This window comes from Shewanella waksmanii (genome assembly GCF_043643685.1).
Taxonomy (GTDB): Bacteria; Pseudomonadota; Gammaproteobacteria; order Enterobacterales; family Shewanellaceae; genus Shewanella; species Shewanella waksmanii_A.
Genome location: NZ_JBHZSN010000015.1, coordinates 38,041 through 52,889, shown reverse-complemented (window position 1 = coordinate 52,889; position 14,849 = coordinate 38,041). Strand labels below are relative to the sequence as shown.

The following is a 14,849-nucleotide window of genomic DNA, read 5'->3' as shown; positions in this document are numbered from 1 at the left end:
TGGGTTTGATTATTCCTTAAGCAATTTTGATACTAGTTTGTCTTTACAGTCCGGGTAGATTCTATAGCATCATTAATCACTACCTCTACCAACTTTATGCCTATGTTAAATCAGTTACTCGCTCAAACGTTTGGATATGACAGTTTCAAGCCAGGTCAACAGCAAGTTGTAGAAGCTATTTTAGCTGGTAACAGTGCTGCAGCTATTTTCCCCACCGGTTCCGGCAAATCCCTGTGTTATCAATTTAGTGCTTTGCAATTACCACATCTCACCTTGGTAGTTTCACCTTTACTTGCGTTAATGCAAGACCAATTATCCTTCTTACATCAACGAGGCATAGGCGCGGCGAGTATTGATTCATCTCAGACTCGGGAACAAGCACAGGCGATTATGAGTCAGGTTCGTGCTGGTAAAATTAAAGTGTTAATGGTGTCAGTAGAGCGTTTCAATAATGAACGTTTTAGGGCGTTTATCGAATCTATCCCTTTATCATTATTGGTCGTTGATGAAGCACATTGTATTTCTGAGTGGGGTCACAATTTTAGACCGGACTACCTGAAATTACCCCGTTATCAAAAGCAGCTGGCCATTCCGCAAGTGTTACTGTTAACCGCTACAGCGACAGCAAAGGTTATTGATGACATGTGCCTAAAGTTTGCCATTGAACCTGCTAATGTTGTACGTACTGGATTTCATCGCCCAAATTTAGATTTGCAATCGATTGGTGCGGCGACAGATACTAAATTTGCTCAATTAACTGATTGGTTAACGGGGTTCGAGCATCAAGCTGGAATTATTTATGTGACCTTGCAGCACAGCGCTGAGACGCTTGCAGAGCAACTCGCAACACAAGGTTTTCAAGTACGCGCTTATCATGCAGGTTTAGACTACGAAACGCGTCAGCACATACAGCAGCAATTTATGAGTGGTGAGGTACCAATAATAGTTGCGACCATTGCGTTTGGTATGGGGATTGATAAAAGCGATATTCGCTTTGTCGTTCACTATGACCTACCTAAGTCTGTAGAAAACTATGCTCAGGAGGTTGGCCGAGCAGGAAGAGATGGCTTGCCGGCTAGTTGCCTTGTTTTGGGGAGTAAAGATAACCTCACTGTATTAGAAAACTTCGTTTATGGTGACACGCCAGAAGAGGAAGGGATTAAACAAGTTTTACAGCGTATCACTGATGCTAAACATAATTGGGAAGTGATGCTTAATCAGCTATCTAATGAAACCAACATTAAATCACTGACACTAAAAACGTTACTTGTTTATATAGAACTACAAGGTGTGATTAAACCGGCTTACAGTTATTTTGCGGAACATAAGTTTAAATTTAACGCTGATAAAGCAGAGATTTTAAGGCGTTTCGACCCGCAGCGAGTGGCTTTTCTTGAGAAGGTTTTCAGTGCAGCAAAAGCTTCAAGAGTTTGGCACAGTATTAGTTTAAGTGATATCGATAATGACCTTAATCAGCAGCAACGTGGTTTAAATGCATTAACCTATCTTGACGAGCAGGATTTAATTGAATTACAAAGTAAGCAGATGACGCAGGTATTTGAGGTACTAGACAGTCAATTTGATGTCGATAAAGTTGCTTGCAAACTTGCTTCACTTTTTAAACAAAAAGAGCGCAGCGAGCTAGGTCGTATTGAAAGTTTATTGGCCTTATTACAGACCGATATTTGTATTAGCTTGGCGTTAGCAAGATATTTCGGAGACGACCAGTTATCGTCACCTTGTCAACATTGCTCAGCGTGCCGTAATGGTGGCGCGTTGTTTCCAGAAACTACCACAACAACGATAGCCCAGACCGACATCACTAAACACATCCATGCTATTAAGCAAAGCCTTGGTCAGCACTATACTCATCAGCGTGCGACTTTTGCTTTGTGCGGTTTACATATGCCTATTTTTACCAAATTAAAATTGAGAAAATTAGCAGAATTCGGATTGTGTGCCGAGTTACCCTTTGCTGATGTTAACGCTGCGGTTATCGACTTTGACCAATCATAACCTGAGTAGTAAACCAGCTAAGTAATATAACGATTTGTAACAAGCTATGTATAGCAGTTCTAGGGAGCTGATTTTTGCGAGATAAAGTGGTTAACTGATACAGGAAAAATAAATCAAAAAAATAACAATGAAAACCATAGGATAGAATGATGAAAAAAGCGTTACTGGCATTAGCCATAGCCACTGCAGTATCGGGAATTACAGCATGTAGCACGCAATCTACAAACAATGAAGTACCTTCAAACCAAACTGAAGCACAAGCTCAAGTTAATTTTGCCACTTTCTCAGCGCAATTTATAGAAGGCTTGTGGCAGCAGTCACCAACATGGGCGCTATACAGTGGCTACCATAAATATGATGGTGTTTTGCAAGTGCCCAATGATGAGCAGCGCCGTCAGTATTTAGCATTTGTGAATACAGAGCTTAACAAGCTTGCTAGCTTTGATACCGCCAAACTGTCGGCTAATGAGTTAATCGATTATCGATTGATTGAAAATTTATTGAAGCGCAGTGCGTGGGAAATAGAGGTCTTTAAATCTTGGCAGTGGAACCCAAGTAGCTACAACGTTGCAGGTGGTTTTGCGCAAATTATTAATGAAGATTTTGCGCCATTAGATGAACGCTTACGTTCATTTTTAGCAAGAATGGAAAATGTGCCTGCCTATTATCAAGCCGCTCAGGCCAATATTGCTAAACCCACTTTAGAACACACGCAATTAGCAGTAATGCAAAATAAGGGTGCATTCAGTGTATTTTCTGATGAGTTACTCGAAAAGGTGGCTAAATCCGGATTAACTACAGAAGAGAAGGCACTGTTTGAGCAACGTTTTAAGCAATCAACCACTGCGATTAATCAACATATCGCATGGTTAGAGAATCTTGAAAAACAACTCGAGCAAACTGGTGCTCGCAGTTTTAGGATTGGCGAAGAGTTATACGAGCAAAAATTTGCCTTTGATATTCAAGCAGGCATGAGTGGCAAAGCGTTATACGAAAAAGCGATGGCCGATAAAGCTCGCGTACAAGGTGAAATGGCTAAGATAACCGATAAGTTATGGAGCAAATACTTTGATACGCCGCAGCCTGAACAGAAAAATGTGGCGATTAAACAGCTAATTGACCACCTTAGTGCGAAACATGTGAAGCGTGAAAACTTCGTTGAGGAAGTGCGTGCGCAAATTCCAGAGCTGGTTAAGTTTGTCAATGATAAACAACTGATAACGTTAGATCCTTCCAAGCCATTAGTGGTTCGTGAAACACCCGCCTATATGCGTGGATTCGCAGGTGCTTCTATTAGTGCACCTGGTCCATATGAAAAAAGCAGTAATACTTATTACAACGTCACCCCACTCGATGGTATGAGTGACGAACAAGCTGAGAGTTATCTAAGGGAGTATAACCACTGGATACTACAAGTGCTCAATATCCATGAAGCGATACCAGGCCACTACACGCAACTTGTCTACTCTAACGAATCTCCAAGCATGATTAAAAGCTTATTTGGTAACGGCGCGATGATTGAGGGGTGGGCCGTTTATACCGAAAGAATGATGCTAGAAGAAGGCTATGGTAATTTTGAACCTGAGATGTGGCTGATGTATTACAAGTGGAATCTACGTGTTATTGCTAACACTATTTTAGATTACAGCATCCAAGTCAAAGGTATGACTGAAGAGCAGGCATTGGATCTCATGGTTAATGAAGCTTTTCAGCAACAAGCTGAGGCACAAGGTAAGTGGCGCAGGGCAACCCTGAGTCAAGTGCAGTTAACAAGTTACTATTCAGGCTATCGTGAAATCTATGACTTTAGAGAAGAGCTTAAACAAATGCAGGGTGAGCAGTTTGATCTAAAAACTTTCCATGAGCAGTTCTTAAGTTATGGCAGTGCGCCGGTGAAATATGTCAGAGAATTGATGCTGGCAAAGTAACATTTTACTAACAATTACCTTAAGGCCAGCATATTTGCTGGCTTTTTGTTTTATCGGCTTAACAAATTGCTACTAAGATCGCAAAAATAGTAAAAACTACTAGCACCAGTCACACCTTTGATGTAACCTTAATGATAATCGTTCGCATTCGTAGTAAGTAAGCATGAGCCACATACTGTTAGTCGATGATGATCACGTGTTTCGTGATCTGTTATGTCAAGCTTTGGAGCAAGAGGGGCATGAGGTTACCTGTGCTGCCGATGGTATTGAAGCACTAACACGCCTAAAGCATTTTCAGCCAGATATTATTTTATTGGATATTATGATGCCCAATATGGATGGTTTTGGTTTATTAAACAGTTGCGACAAATCGACACCCGTTATCGTGATTTCTGCCATAGATAACGAAGAGGAGCGAATTAAGGGCTATGAATTAGGCGCGGATGACTTTGTCACCAAGCCTTTCAGTATAAAGGAGTTATTAGTCAGAATGGTTGCATTACAACGTCGCGTTGAAATTGCGCAAGCGCAAGGGGTTAATCAACAGGTTAACAGTGATATAAACTTCAACGATTTAGATTATTCGGTTTTGATCGACAATCGCAAAGTAACCCTCACTCAGACCGAATACAAACTGTTTAAGTATCTGTTTGAGCGCAAAGGTGAGGTTATTACAAAGGCTGAATTGCAACGGCGAGTATTACAAAAAGAGCTCGGTAAGTTCGATCGTAATCTTGATATGCATATCAGTAACACTCGCAGAAAATTAGCGCAGATAGAGTTGCCTAAAACGCTAATTAATACGGTTCGCGGACAAGGTTACAGTTACGCAGCCATGTAAACGGTCAAGATTGATGAAAAAAGCCACTTTTAAGTGGCTTTTTTTATGACTATCGTGGGTAAAAGCCCTGCTTTAGGTTATTCTATGGCCTATTCAGTGGCCGGCTAGGCGCTGCAAAAACAAAAATTACTAAGGAATAGATATGCGTATTACTGCCAATTTTGATGGTGGCAACATTGAAGTCATTAATCAAGAGAATCACGATGACGTCCAGCTGGCCATTCGCCCAGACGAAGGTGGCGAGTTTTATCAATGGTTCAACTTTAAACTTGAAGGCGTAGTTGGCGCTAAATACACCCTAAATATCATTAACGCTGATGGCGCATCTTACCCTAAAGGTTGGGAAAATTACCAAGCTGCAGCGACCTATGATAGACAAACCTGGTTCCGCCTACCTACACGCTATCAAGACGGCAAATTGATCATTGATGTGCAACTAGAATGTGATGCGATACAAATCGCCTATTTCGCGCCTTACAGTTATGAACGCCACCAAGATTTGTTAGCAGCAGTACAAGTGCATCCTTTAGTGACGTTGAGTCATTTGGGCGAAACCTTGGACAAACGCGATCTTACCTTAGTTAAAGTGGGTGATGATGACGAAGAAAAAGCCAAAATCTGGATAACTGCAAGGCAGCATCCTGGTGAGACTATGGCTGAATGGTTAGTAGAAGGGCTACTTAACAACTTACTAGACGGCGATTGCCCGACTGCAAAAGCGTTATTGGATAAAGCAAACTTCTATATCGTACCTAACATGAACCCTGATGGCAGCGCTCGCGGCCATTTACGTACCAACGCAGCTGGCGTTAACTTAAACCGTGAGTGGCAAAGCCCGTCTTTAGCAAAGAGCCCAGAAGTTTTCCACGTTACTCAAAAGATGAAACAGATAGGCGTTGATCTGTTTTATGATGTGCATGGTGATGAAGGCTTACCTTATGTGTTCCTTGCTGGTTGTGAGGGTGTACCTGCTTACAATGAAAAAATGGCGAGTCTACAAACTTCATTTGTTGATGCATTACTACTTGCTAGTGCAGACTTCCAAGATAAGTACGGCTATGACAAGGATGAGCCTGGTAAAGCTAACTTGACCGTTGCGTCTAATTGGGTAGCGCAAGAGTTTCAGTGTTTATCTAACACGCTAGAGATGCCATTTAAAGACAATGAAAATATGCCTGATCCCATTTCAGGTTGGTCACCGGAGCGTAGCATGTATCTGGGTGAGGCCTCTTTAGTTGCTATGCTCGCTGTCGTTGATAAATTAAGGTAAATACTCATGGCGTTAGTTGAATGTCAACAGTGTAACAAACGGATATCTAGCAAAGCGAAATCCTGTTCCCATTGTGGATTTTCAATGGGTGAAGTGAATGAATCACAACTGCGTATTAGTCATATTCGCCGCTCTAATCAGTTAATGAATCAAAGCTTTTTGGCGATGACCTTATTTATCGCTGGTGTGGTTATTTGGTTTTGGGGCGGAGAAAGCGCCACAGGGATGCGAGCGTATGTGGCTGGTAGTTGTTTCGTGTTTGGTTTCGTCGGTTATCTGATAGCCAGAGTCAGAATCGTTTTACATAAGCGGAAGAGCGTATGAGTGATATCAATAAAGTCATAGATGACATGCCTGATGAGGTATATCAGAGTTTGTTAACTGCCGTTGAGATTGGCAAGTGGCAGGATGGAACGGTATTAACCCAAGAGCAGAGAGATTCTACGCAGCAGTTAGTTATGCTGTATCAAGCTAGACGACTGAATCAAACAGATCACTTTACTATAAATAGCCAAGGTGAAGTTAATGAGCTGTCGAAAGCGGAATTGAAAAAGCAATTTAAAGGCGAGTCTATCGCTCAATTTAAAGAGCAAGAGCTTTAAAATATAAAAGGCGCGGTATCAAAGCCGCGCCTTTTTTGTCTATTAATCTTCGGTCAACTCACCAAATAGATTTTTCTGCATTTCTGTGCGGATTTGCTCAGCAGTTAACTGCTGTGATAATAAATAGTGCAACTTGGTCAGTGCCGCCTCAGTCGTCATATCAAAGCCACTTATGACACCAGCTTTAGCAAGTGCATTGCCTGTTGCATAGCCACCCATATTGACTTTCCCCTGCAGACATTGTGTTAAATTGACTAAGATAATCCCGCGTTCATATGCACGGCGTAAGCAGGCAAGAAGCTCTGGATTTTGCGGTGCATTACCAACGCCATAAGTTAATAAAATCAGCGCCTTAACAGGCTGAAGTAATAAATTGTCAATGACGTCTGTGGTGATACCAGGGTATAAGGTAACAACACCAACAGGCTGCGGCGTAATGGTTTTTACGGTTAAAGCTTGTTGTGGCTCCGTCGCTATTTTGCCTGCTTTTAATCTTATTTTTATACCGGCTTCTAAAAGTAGCGGGAAATTTGGCGAGGCAAATGCGTCAAAACCATCGGCATGGGCCTTAGTGGTACGGTTACCACGAAACAGCTTGTTATTGAAAAATAAGCAAACTTCAGCCACAGGGTAATTAGCCGCAATATAAAGAGCATTGAGTAGGTTGGTTTGACCGTCCGATCGGAGCTGCGCTAATGGAATTTGCGATCCAGTAACAATTACCGGTTTGGCAAGACCTTGTAGCATAAAAGATAATGCTGAAGCAGTGAAAGCCATGGTATCTGTACCATGGAGAATAACAAAGCCATCATACTTATCATAATTGGCTTTGATATCATCAGCTATCATCTGCCAGTCTGTCGGCGCCATATTTGACGAGTCGATCAAAGGGCAATATTCAGAAATAACAAAGTCTGGCATCTCTTCATGGTAAAACTCTGGCATCGATTTTACACAATCAGTTAAAAAACCGGGAACAGGTGCAAAACCATTAGCGGTTTTTTGCATACCAATAGTACCACCGGTATAGGCGACGTAAATTGAACGTTTTGTCATTGAGTGCGACTTATCAGTTGTTATTTTGCGCCGATTATACTGAGGTTATCACCATTAAAAAAGCCCGCTATTGCGGGCTTTTTGTCTGTAGATTAAATATTGCAGGTATCGCAATATAAATACAGGTTATTGGGGTCATCAAAAGAGGAGAATTCATTAATTGCTGACTCAAGTTGCATAAAGACATCTTGTAGTACTGAATTTTGAAGTTGAGATTGCGGCAAGTAACTGACGGCTTGAGCAAACATCGCTTGAATTAATTGCTCTTGAGCACTTAATTCCTGTTCGATGACTTTGGTATCGAACTTGTCTAATTCGGCTAGTTCAGCTGCTTTAGCAACGGCGTTATCCAAATCGCCTAACTCATCTACTAAACCTAACTGCTTGGCTTTAACGCCCGACCAAACGCGGCCTTGAGCTATGGCGTCAACTTCATCTAGGCTCATGCCACGTTCGTTGGCAACCAGCGAAATAAAGTCATAATAACCGCGTTCGATATGACGTTGAATCACTGCTTTGAGCTCTTCATTTAAGCCTTTAGTTGAAGAAAAGCTAGACCATTCTGATGTTGCAACGCCGTCCGTATGGATCCCTAGGTGTGCCAATGAATCTTCAAAAGTGGTGACCATGCCAAATATGCCAATAGAGCCGGTGAGGGTGGTAGGCGTCGCCAGGATGTAATCTGCGCTGGCCGAAATCCAGTAGCCACCAGAAGCTGCGTAACTGCCCATACTGACCACAACAGGTTTACCAGCTGCTTTCAATGCAATCACTTCTTGCCTGATTTGCTCTGAAGCAAACGCGCTACCGCCTGGGCTATCAACTCGCATCACTACGGCTTTAACTTGATCATCAAAACGTGCATCTCTTAACAGTTGCGCCGTGCTTTCACCACCGATTTGACCCGCAGGCTGATTACCATTGAGAATATTACCTTTTGCAACAACGATACCAACAGTGTCTTGAAGATTTAAAGTTGGATGGCTAGCAACTAAGGATTGGTAATCTGCAAAGCCTATATGTTTGTAGCTATCGCCTTTAGCTTGCTCTCCGACTAGCTCGACCATGCTTAGGCGAAATTCTTCGGCAGAAGCTAATTTATCAACGAGACCAAGGTTAACAGCCATATCAGCGCCGTTACCTTTGGCTTTATCTAGTTCGACTAAATAGCGTTGGCCGCTAAGCATCAAGTCACTTGCCTCTATACCACGATTATGGCTCACGGTTTGTTGATAGCTTAACCAGATATCATCCAGTAAGGCTTTATTTGCCGCTTTTGCTGCATCTGACATGTCGTCGCGCAAATAGGGCTCAACAGCAGATTTGAAGGTACCAACTCGGAAAACATGGGCCTTAATTTTTAGTTTATCGAGCGCGGATTTATAATACTGGCGATAGCGACTTAGGCCTTCAATCTCTACGCTGCCTTGGGGATTCAAATAGATTGTATCGGCGAAACTAGCTAGGAAGTATTGGTTTTGGCCGTACCAGTTGCCATTGGCAATGATTGGCTTACCGCTTTTCTTAAAGCGTACTAAGGCATCACCTATGGTTTGTAACTTACTAATGCCAGTCCACTTTAGGTGTCCAACATCCAATATAAGGGCAGAAATACGACGATCGGAAGCCGCATTGTCTATTACGTCGAGTATATCGGCTAATAATATTTCACCATCACCATTACTGCGCCCACTTTTCATGGCGGCTTCAAAAGGGTCAACCGGACGTTTCTGTTCGACCACAACACCGGATAAGTCCAATACTAATGCTGAGCCGCTTTCTATCTCAATAGTGTCTTCACTGGTTAAAGCAAAGATGAAAATAAGTAGAAAGCCGAAAAAGAACAGGTTGAGCAAAAGTTTGCGCGTACCGTTAACTAGATTCCATATTAACTTTACAATTCTTTTAAATAATGAGGGTTTAGCGGACATTAGCCACTCCTTTATCACTCTAATGGCCCTATGCTAACTGAAAAGCGCAAGCAGGGGAAAACAGAATTGTAAATGAATCTATTTACGCCATCATAGGACTAACTATTGAGCAATTACTTCAGCCAATGTATGCTGGATTAAATCACTTGTTTAAAAAGGATGTTTGAATGTCGTTTCCACATTTACTAGAACCCTTAGATTTAGGATTTACTACGTTAAAGAACCGCGTGTTAATGGGTTCTATGCATACAGGTCTTGAAGAAGAAAAGGGCGGCTTTGAGAAACTGGCAGCTTTCTATAAAGAACGTGCCCAAGGTGGCGTAGGCTTAATTGTGACTGGTGGTATTTCCCCCAATCTACGCGGCCGCCTGGCGCCTAACGCATGCCAGCTTACTTATTCTTGGCAAGTCAACAAACATAAAAAGGTCACTCAAGCAGTTCATGAGGCGGGAGGAAAGATATGCATGCAAATTCTCCATGCAGGTCGATATGGTTATCATCCTTTTTCACAAGCTCCCAGTAAAATAAAGTCACCTATCACCCCCTTTACACCTTCGGCTATGTCAACCCGACAGGTTGCTAGCACAATTAAAGACTATGCCAAGTCTGCTGCGCTAGCCAAAAAAGCGGGTTACGATGGCGTTGAGGTGATGGGATCTGAAGGCTATTTAATTAACCAATTTATTTGTAGTCGGACCAATCAGCGCAGCGACAAGTGGGGTGGTGATTTTAGTAATCGGGCGCAATTTCCTGTTGAGATCGTTAAGGCGATTCGCGAGCGAGTAGGTCACGATTTTATTATCGTGTTTAGGTTATCAATGCTCGATTTAGTTGATAATGGTTCAAGTTGGGATGAGGTTGTACTGTTAGCTAAATGGTTAGAAGAAGCGGGCGTATCTATCATCAATACAGGCATCGGTTGGCATGAAGCCAGAGTGCCGACGATTGCTACCAGTGTACCTAGAGGCGCCTTTGCCTGGGTAACTGAGCGTCTCAAAAGTGAAGTAAACGTACCACTTATAGCAACCAATCGTATTAATACCCCAGAAATAGCCGAACATATCATTGAATCAGGCCAAGCTGATATGGTGTCCATGGCGCGACCTTTCCTGGCAGATGCAGATTTTGTAAACAAAGCTGAAGCGAATCAAAGCCATCTCATCAATACCTGTATTGGTTGTAACCAGGCTTGTTTGGACCATACCTTTAGTCTTAAACGGGCAACTTGCTTAGTTAATCCACGGGCTTGTTATGAAACAGAGCTTAACTTTACGCCCACGACCAATAAAAAGCGTATAGCCGTGATGGGAGCAGGGCCGGCTGGAATGGCGTTTTCAATATATGCCGCTAGTCGAGGTCATCAAGTATCACTTTTTGAAGCTAAGGGCGAAGTTGGTGGTCAGTTTAATTTAGCGAGGAAAATACCAGGTAAGGAAGAGTTTAATGAGACTATTCGTTATTTTAATGAGCAAATGAAACTACATGAAGTTGATTTGCGTTTAAATACGCGTTTAGACGCAGCGGTACTTAGCCAAGAGAAATTTGATGAAGTGGTTATCGCATCGGGTGTAGTACCGAGAAAGCTTGAATTACCAGGCTTTGATGACCCTCGTGTGGTCACCTATCAACAGGTGCTGAATGGAGAGGTTACCCTAGGTGATAAAGTTGCCTTGATCGGTGCTGGGGGGATCGGTTTTGATATGGCGCACTTCCTTTGTGAAGCCGAGTCTAGCACATTGCAACCAGAAAAATGGTTGAAGCAATGGGGAATTGATAAAGGCTACCAGGAGCGAGGTGGACTGACTGAGCCAGAATTAGCCGATAAACATAAGCAGGTGCATTTGCTGCAACGCAAAACGACCAAGATGGGTAAAGGGCTGGGTAAAACCACCGGTTGGATCCATCGCTCAGTGCTCAAACAACATCAAGTACAAATGCAGACTGGTGTTAGCTATCAATCCTTTGATGATAAAGGCTTACATATTAGTGTTGATGGCAATGCACAGATCTTAGATGTAGATAATGTGGTGCTTTGTGCAGGCCAAGAGTCTAATACCCAATTGGTGGAAGAAATGAAAGCCAGCGGGTTACCGGTCCATTTAATTGGTGGTGTTGACGTCGCTGCTGAGTTAGATGCGAAGCGGGCGATTAGACAGGGCGCTGAGCTCGCGGTAGCGTTGTAAAACCTTGTTTTAGTTTTAAAACCAGCTCAGTTAGACACTGGGCTGGTATTTCAGTTTTATTCTAAAATCATTGTGAGGCTTGTTTCTTGTGTTGGTTAACGCCCAATTTTTCTCCCCATTTAAAACAGTAATATGCCAAAACTAGGTAGACGGTCATAGCGATAATAAATATCAGATTAAATAGGCCTAACTGCCTTAAATCGATCAGAAGATCTGACTCTATTGTTAGCAGTGTGAGCGCAAAAGCCACAAGGTTAAATACTGTCCAATAGAAAATCGCTTGCCATCTTGTTTTTCGTGATATTAATACGCCGGTCTTTTGACCTAAATATAGGCCAACGCACATTGCGGGTAACACAATCGTCATGACGTTGCCGCTTGTTGAGCTAGTGCCAAAAATTTCTTGTAAGACGCCAAGCATAATACTCATGACCATTGATGCGAGCCAAAGTGTCACACCGATGACTAGGGCTATCGGTAAACGAGAAATGTATTTAGTAAACTGTTGTGTCATTACTTCTTCCTTAAAGTGAAATTTGTTTCGCAAGTTTTCCTTTACTTGCCTAAGTTACTTATAGAGATTGGTTAAAAGTGCGCTTTTCGAAAAAGTAGTCCATGATTGATAACCAGCTTGATTTGGCAGTATTTAACCAGCCGAAGACTATAGCAAACCAACCTTACTGTAACTACAGCGTTAAGTCGTATCTCCTTCAGCCATTATGCTGAATTTTAACTAGCATTTGATTCGCTTAAATCAATATCTCCGTTAAATTGATTATTAACAATATTTATAGAAGAGTATTGAAATGAAAACGCTCGTCATTAAATTTTGCCTAAACCGTGCGCCTCTATTCTCAATCAGCGGACAACTCTCCAAGCTTTTTACGTTTTGTCTGATATTTACAATTGCAGTTGTTGGACTTTCTAGCTTTAATGCATTTGCTGACTACGATAAAGACTTGGCACAGCAGCTAAACGCAGACAGTTACGGCATGAAAAAATATGTCATGGCATTACTTTATAAAGGACCAAATAGACCGAAAACGAAAGAGCAGGCTAATTTGTTACAACGCCAACATATGCAGACGATTGTTGATTTAGCAGAGCAGGGGAAATTGGTTGTCGCTGGCCCGTTTCTCGATGATGGCGAGTTACGAGGAATTTATATATTTAATGTCACCACCATTGAACAAGCGCGGCAGTTAACCGCTAGTGATCCGGCTATTGCCTATGGCAGTTTAAAAATGGAATTACACCCTTGGTATGGCAGTGCGGCGTTAATGGAAGTGAACCGAATACATCAGTTAATTGCTAAAGATAAGATATAGCAGATTGTGGCGTGTTAACCTATCTCGCATTAATATAGGTTCAAAACTACATATAAAAGCTATCTAAATGCGCAATCTATCAGATCTTACTACAACGCCAAGCTGAGTATTTTTATCAGTGGGTTTTTAGTGGTTAGGTCAATGGTTGCTCGTTGTCGACTTAATTAGAAAAGCTGTGATCTTGTAAGCTTTTAACTTGGTTAGATTAGTCGGTTGTCAGAGGCTCTAGCGGTATGGTGTCTTGGTTGTCATTTACGGAGTGAGTTCGGACGGGAAATACATCCGCACCTTTAGTTGATAGCGCTAAATCAATATCGCCATCAGGATGACAGCAGCAGGGTAAGCACTCATCTGCTTCAAGCTCTACCAACGGCTCTGTGTGGTATCGCACTTTTCCGCTTATCACTTTGGTTTTGCATGCGCCACAAAAGCCATTACGACATTCTGAAAATACCTTCACCTTTTTGGCTTCAAGCGCATGCAGAAGGCTTGCGTGTTGCTGAGTATACAGCAACACGGGTTGGCCTTTTAGGCTTACAATAGGAGCCTTTTTGATCAGGTTATAGGTCAAAATCTGCGAACTCGTCTTCATCGATAGAGGCATCGATTTGACCAACCAGGTAAGAAGACACTTCTACTTCTTGTGGCGCAACTTGTACAGAGTCACTTTCTAACCAGTTCTTCATCCAAGGTAGCGGGTTAGAAATTTCTTCATAAGGGCTAACCAAGTTAACTGAGCGCATACGTTCGTTGGTAATGTACTCGACGTATTGACATAAAATTTGTTCGTTTAGACCAATCATCGAGCCATCTTTAAACAAATATTTAGCCCATTGCTTCTCTTGCTCTGCTGCTTTTACAAAGATATCTGTGGCTTGAGCTTGACACTCTTTGGCAATCTCTGCCATTTCAGGATCGTCCTTACCACCTTGCATTAACTTGATGATGTGTTGAGTACTGTTGAGGTGCAATGCTTCATCTCGAGCAATCAAACGAATGATTTTTGCGTTACCTTCCATCACTTTTCGTTCTGCAAAAGCAAATGAACAGGCAAAGCTGACGTAGAAGCGAATAGCTTCTAGCACATTGACTGACATCATGCATAGGTAAAGGGCTTTTTTGATTTCACGGCGGGTGACGTTAATCGACTCACCATTAATTTCTTGGACGCCTTCGCCATGCAAATTGTAAGCTTGAGTCAGGTTGATGAGGTTATCGTAATAAACAGCGATATCGCTTGCGCGCTTTAAAATCTCATCGTTTTCGACAATGTCATCAAATACAATAGATGGGTCATTCACAATATTACGAATAATGTGCGTGTATGAACGTGAATGAATGGTTTCTGAAAACGACCACGTTTCAATCCATGTTTCTAATTCTGGTAGAGAGACCAAAGGCAAAAAAGCAACGTTTGGTGAACGACCTTGAATAGAGTCAAGTAAAGTTTGATATTTCAAGTTTGAGATGAAAATGTGCTTTTCATGCTCGGGTAGGGCATTGTAATCAATTTTATCTTTACTGACGTCGACTTCTTCAGGACGCCAAAAAAATGATAGCTGTTTTTCTATCAATTTCTCAAACACTTCATACTTTTGTACGTCGTAACGCGCAACATTAACCGGCTGCCCCATAAACATCGGCTCTAATAAGGCGTTATTTGGTGTTTGACAAAAAGTTGAATAGGCCATTTT

The 14,849-nt window shown here is 42.1% G+C and carries 13 protein-coding genes; 8 read left to right on the top strand and 5 right to left on the bottom strand.

Annotated elements, in window-relative coordinates:
* Nucleotides 1-96 precede the first annotated feature (96 nt).
* The 6 genes from ACHUFW_RS19040 (at nt 97) to ACHUFW_RS19015 (ending at nt 6,657) form a co-directional block, all read left to right on the top strand.
* The gene (locus ACHUFW_RS19040; RefSeq protein WP_394205328.1) at nt 97-2,016 is read left to right on the top strand and encodes a RecQ family ATP-dependent DNA helicase; all 1,920 of its coding nucleotides are present in this window, start codon (nt 97-99) and stop codon (nt 2,014-2,016) included.
* 149 nt (nt 2,017-2,165) lie between these two features.
* Nucleotides 2,166-3,944, top strand: coding sequence for a DUF885 domain-containing protein (locus ACHUFW_RS19035; RefSeq protein WP_394205326.1), 1,779 nt, complete (start codon nt 2,166-2,168; stop codon nt 3,942-3,944).
* Nucleotides 3,945-4,107: 163 nt separating this feature from the next.
* On the top strand, nt 4,108-4,785 hold the full coding sequence (locus tag ACHUFW_RS19030) for a response regulator transcription factor (protein WP_394205324.1): 678 nt from the start codon (nt 4,108-4,110) through the stop codon (nt 4,783-4,785).
* A gap of 142 nt (nt 4,786-4,927) precedes the next feature.
* Nucleotides 4,928-6,055: a M14 family metallopeptidase gene (locus tag ACHUFW_RS19025; protein WP_394205322.1), complete on the top strand. Its 1,128-nt coding sequence runs from the start codon at nt 4,928-4,930 to the stop codon at nt 6,053-6,055.
* 6 nt (nt 6,056-6,061) lie between these two features.
* A complete protein-coding gene (locus ACHUFW_RS19020) occupies nt 6,062-6,379 on the top strand; it encodes a zinc ribbon domain-containing protein (RefSeq protein WP_394205321.1) in 318 nt (105 codons plus the stop codon).
* The gene (locus ACHUFW_RS19015; protein WP_394205319.1) at nt 6,376-6,657 is read left to right on the top strand and encodes a YeaC family protein; all 282 of its coding nucleotides are present in this window, start codon (nt 6,376-6,378) and stop codon (nt 6,655-6,657) included. Before ACHUFW_RS19020 ends, ACHUFW_RS19015 begins: the two co-directional genes overlap by 4 nt.
* A 42-nt stretch (nt 6,658-6,699) precedes the next feature.
* On the opposite strand, the gene ansA is transcribed toward ACHUFW_RS19015, so the two are convergent.
* Together ansA and sppA are read right to left on the bottom strand one after the other, a co-directional pair.
* Complete coding sequence (gene ansA / locus ACHUFW_RS19010; RefSeq protein WP_394205318.1) at nt 6,700-7,713, bottom strand: asparaginase; 1,014 nt, start codon at nt 7,711-7,713, stop codon at nt 6,700-6,702.
* 92 nt (nt 7,714-7,805) lie between these two features.
* Nucleotides 7,806-9,644 carry a signal peptide peptidase SppA gene (gene sppA / locus ACHUFW_RS19005; RefSeq protein WP_394205316.1) on the bottom strand — a complete coding sequence of 613 codons (1,839 nt, stop codon included), beginning with the start codon at nt 9,642-9,644 and terminating at the stop codon, nt 7,806-7,808.
* Nucleotides 9,645-9,811: 167 nt separating this feature from the next.
* On the opposite strand from sppA, the gene ACHUFW_RS19000 reads away from it, so the two are divergent.
* Entirely contained in the window at nt 9,812-11,827 is a 2,016-nt protein-coding gene (locus tag ACHUFW_RS19000) for an oxidoreductase (protein WP_394205314.1), read from the top strand.
* Between the two features lie 67 nt (nt 11,828-11,894).
* Here ACHUFW_RS19000 and ACHUFW_RS18995 read toward each other — a convergent pair whose 3' ends face one another.
* Nucleotides 11,895-12,341: an ABZJ_00895 family protein gene (locus ACHUFW_RS18995; protein ID WP_394205312.1), complete on the bottom strand. Its 447-nt coding sequence runs from the start codon at nt 12,339-12,341 to the stop codon at nt 11,895-11,897.
* A gap of 292 nt (nt 12,342-12,633) precedes the next feature.
* Between ACHUFW_RS18995 and ACHUFW_RS18990 the strand changes: the two genes are divergently transcribed.
* Nucleotides 12,634-13,155, top strand: a complete 522-nt coding sequence (locus ACHUFW_RS18990; protein WP_394205311.1) for a YciI family protein — start codon at nt 12,634-12,636, stop codon at nt 13,153-13,155.
* Nucleotides 13,156-13,360: 205 nt separating this feature from the next.
* Here ACHUFW_RS18990 and yfaE read toward each other — a convergent pair whose 3' ends face one another.
* Complete coding sequence (gene yfaE / locus ACHUFW_RS18985; RefSeq protein WP_394205309.1) at nt 13,361-13,747, bottom strand: class I ribonucleotide reductase maintenance protein YfaE; 387 nt, start codon at nt 13,745-13,747, stop codon at nt 13,361-13,363.
* A complete protein-coding gene (nrdB, locus tag ACHUFW_RS18980) occupies nt 13,716-14,846 on the bottom strand; it encodes a class Ia ribonucleoside-diphosphate reductase subunit beta (protein WP_394205307.1) in 1,131 nt (376 codons plus the stop codon). The genes yfaE and nrdB overlap by 32 nt, the downstream gene beginning before the upstream one ends.
* Nucleotides 14,847-14,849: the final 3 nt, after the last annotated feature.

Bases quoted from the DNA above. Each gene is read 5' to 3' on its own strand.
- ansA (WP_394205318.1), bottom strand. From the start codon at position 7,713: ATGACAAAACGTTCAATTTACGTCGCCTATACCGGTGGTACTATTGGT.
- nrdB (WP_394205307.1), bottom strand. From the start codon at position 14,846: ATGGCCTATTCAACTTTTTGTCAAACACCAAATAACGCCTTATTAGAG.
- ACHUFW_RS19030 (WP_394205324.1), top strand. From the start codon at position 4,108: ATGAGCCACATACTGTTAGTCGATGATGATCACGTGTTTCGTGATCTG.
- ACHUFW_RS19025 (WP_394205322.1), top strand. From the start codon at position 4,928: ATGCGTATTACTGCCAATTTTGATGGTGGCAACATTGAAGTCATTAAT.
- ACHUFW_RS19035 (WP_394205326.1), top strand. From the start codon at position 2,166: ATGAAAAAAGCGTTACTGGCATTAGCCATAGCCACTGCAGTATCGGGA.
- ACHUFW_RS19000 (WP_394205314.1), top strand. From the start codon at position 9,812: ATGTCGTTTCCACATTTACTAGAACCCTTAGATTTAGGATTTACTACG.
- ACHUFW_RS19015 (WP_394205319.1), top strand. From the start codon at position 6,376: ATGAGTGATATCAATAAAGTCATAGATGACATGCCTGATGAGGTATAT.
- sppA (WP_394205316.1), bottom strand. From the start codon at position 9,644: ATGTCCGCTAAACCCTCATTATTTAAAAGAATTGTAAAGTTAATATGG.
- ACHUFW_RS18995 (WP_394205312.1), bottom strand. From the start codon at position 12,341: ATGACACAACAGTTTACTAAATACATTTCTCGTTTACCGATAGCCCTA.
- yfaE (WP_394205309.1), bottom strand. From the start codon at position 13,747: ATGAAGACGAGTTCGCAGATTTTGACCTATAACCTGATCAAAAAGGCT.
- ACHUFW_RS19040 (WP_394205328.1), top strand. From the start codon at position 97: ATGCCTATGTTAAATCAGTTACTCGCTCAAACGTTTGGATATGACAGT.
- ACHUFW_RS19020 (WP_394205321.1), top strand. From the start codon at position 6,062: ATGGCGTTAGTTGAATGTCAACAGTGTAACAAACGGATATCTAGCAAA.
- ACHUFW_RS18990 (WP_394205311.1), top strand. From the start codon at position 12,634: ATGAAAACGCTCGTCATTAAATTTTGCCTAAACCGTGCGCCTCTATTC.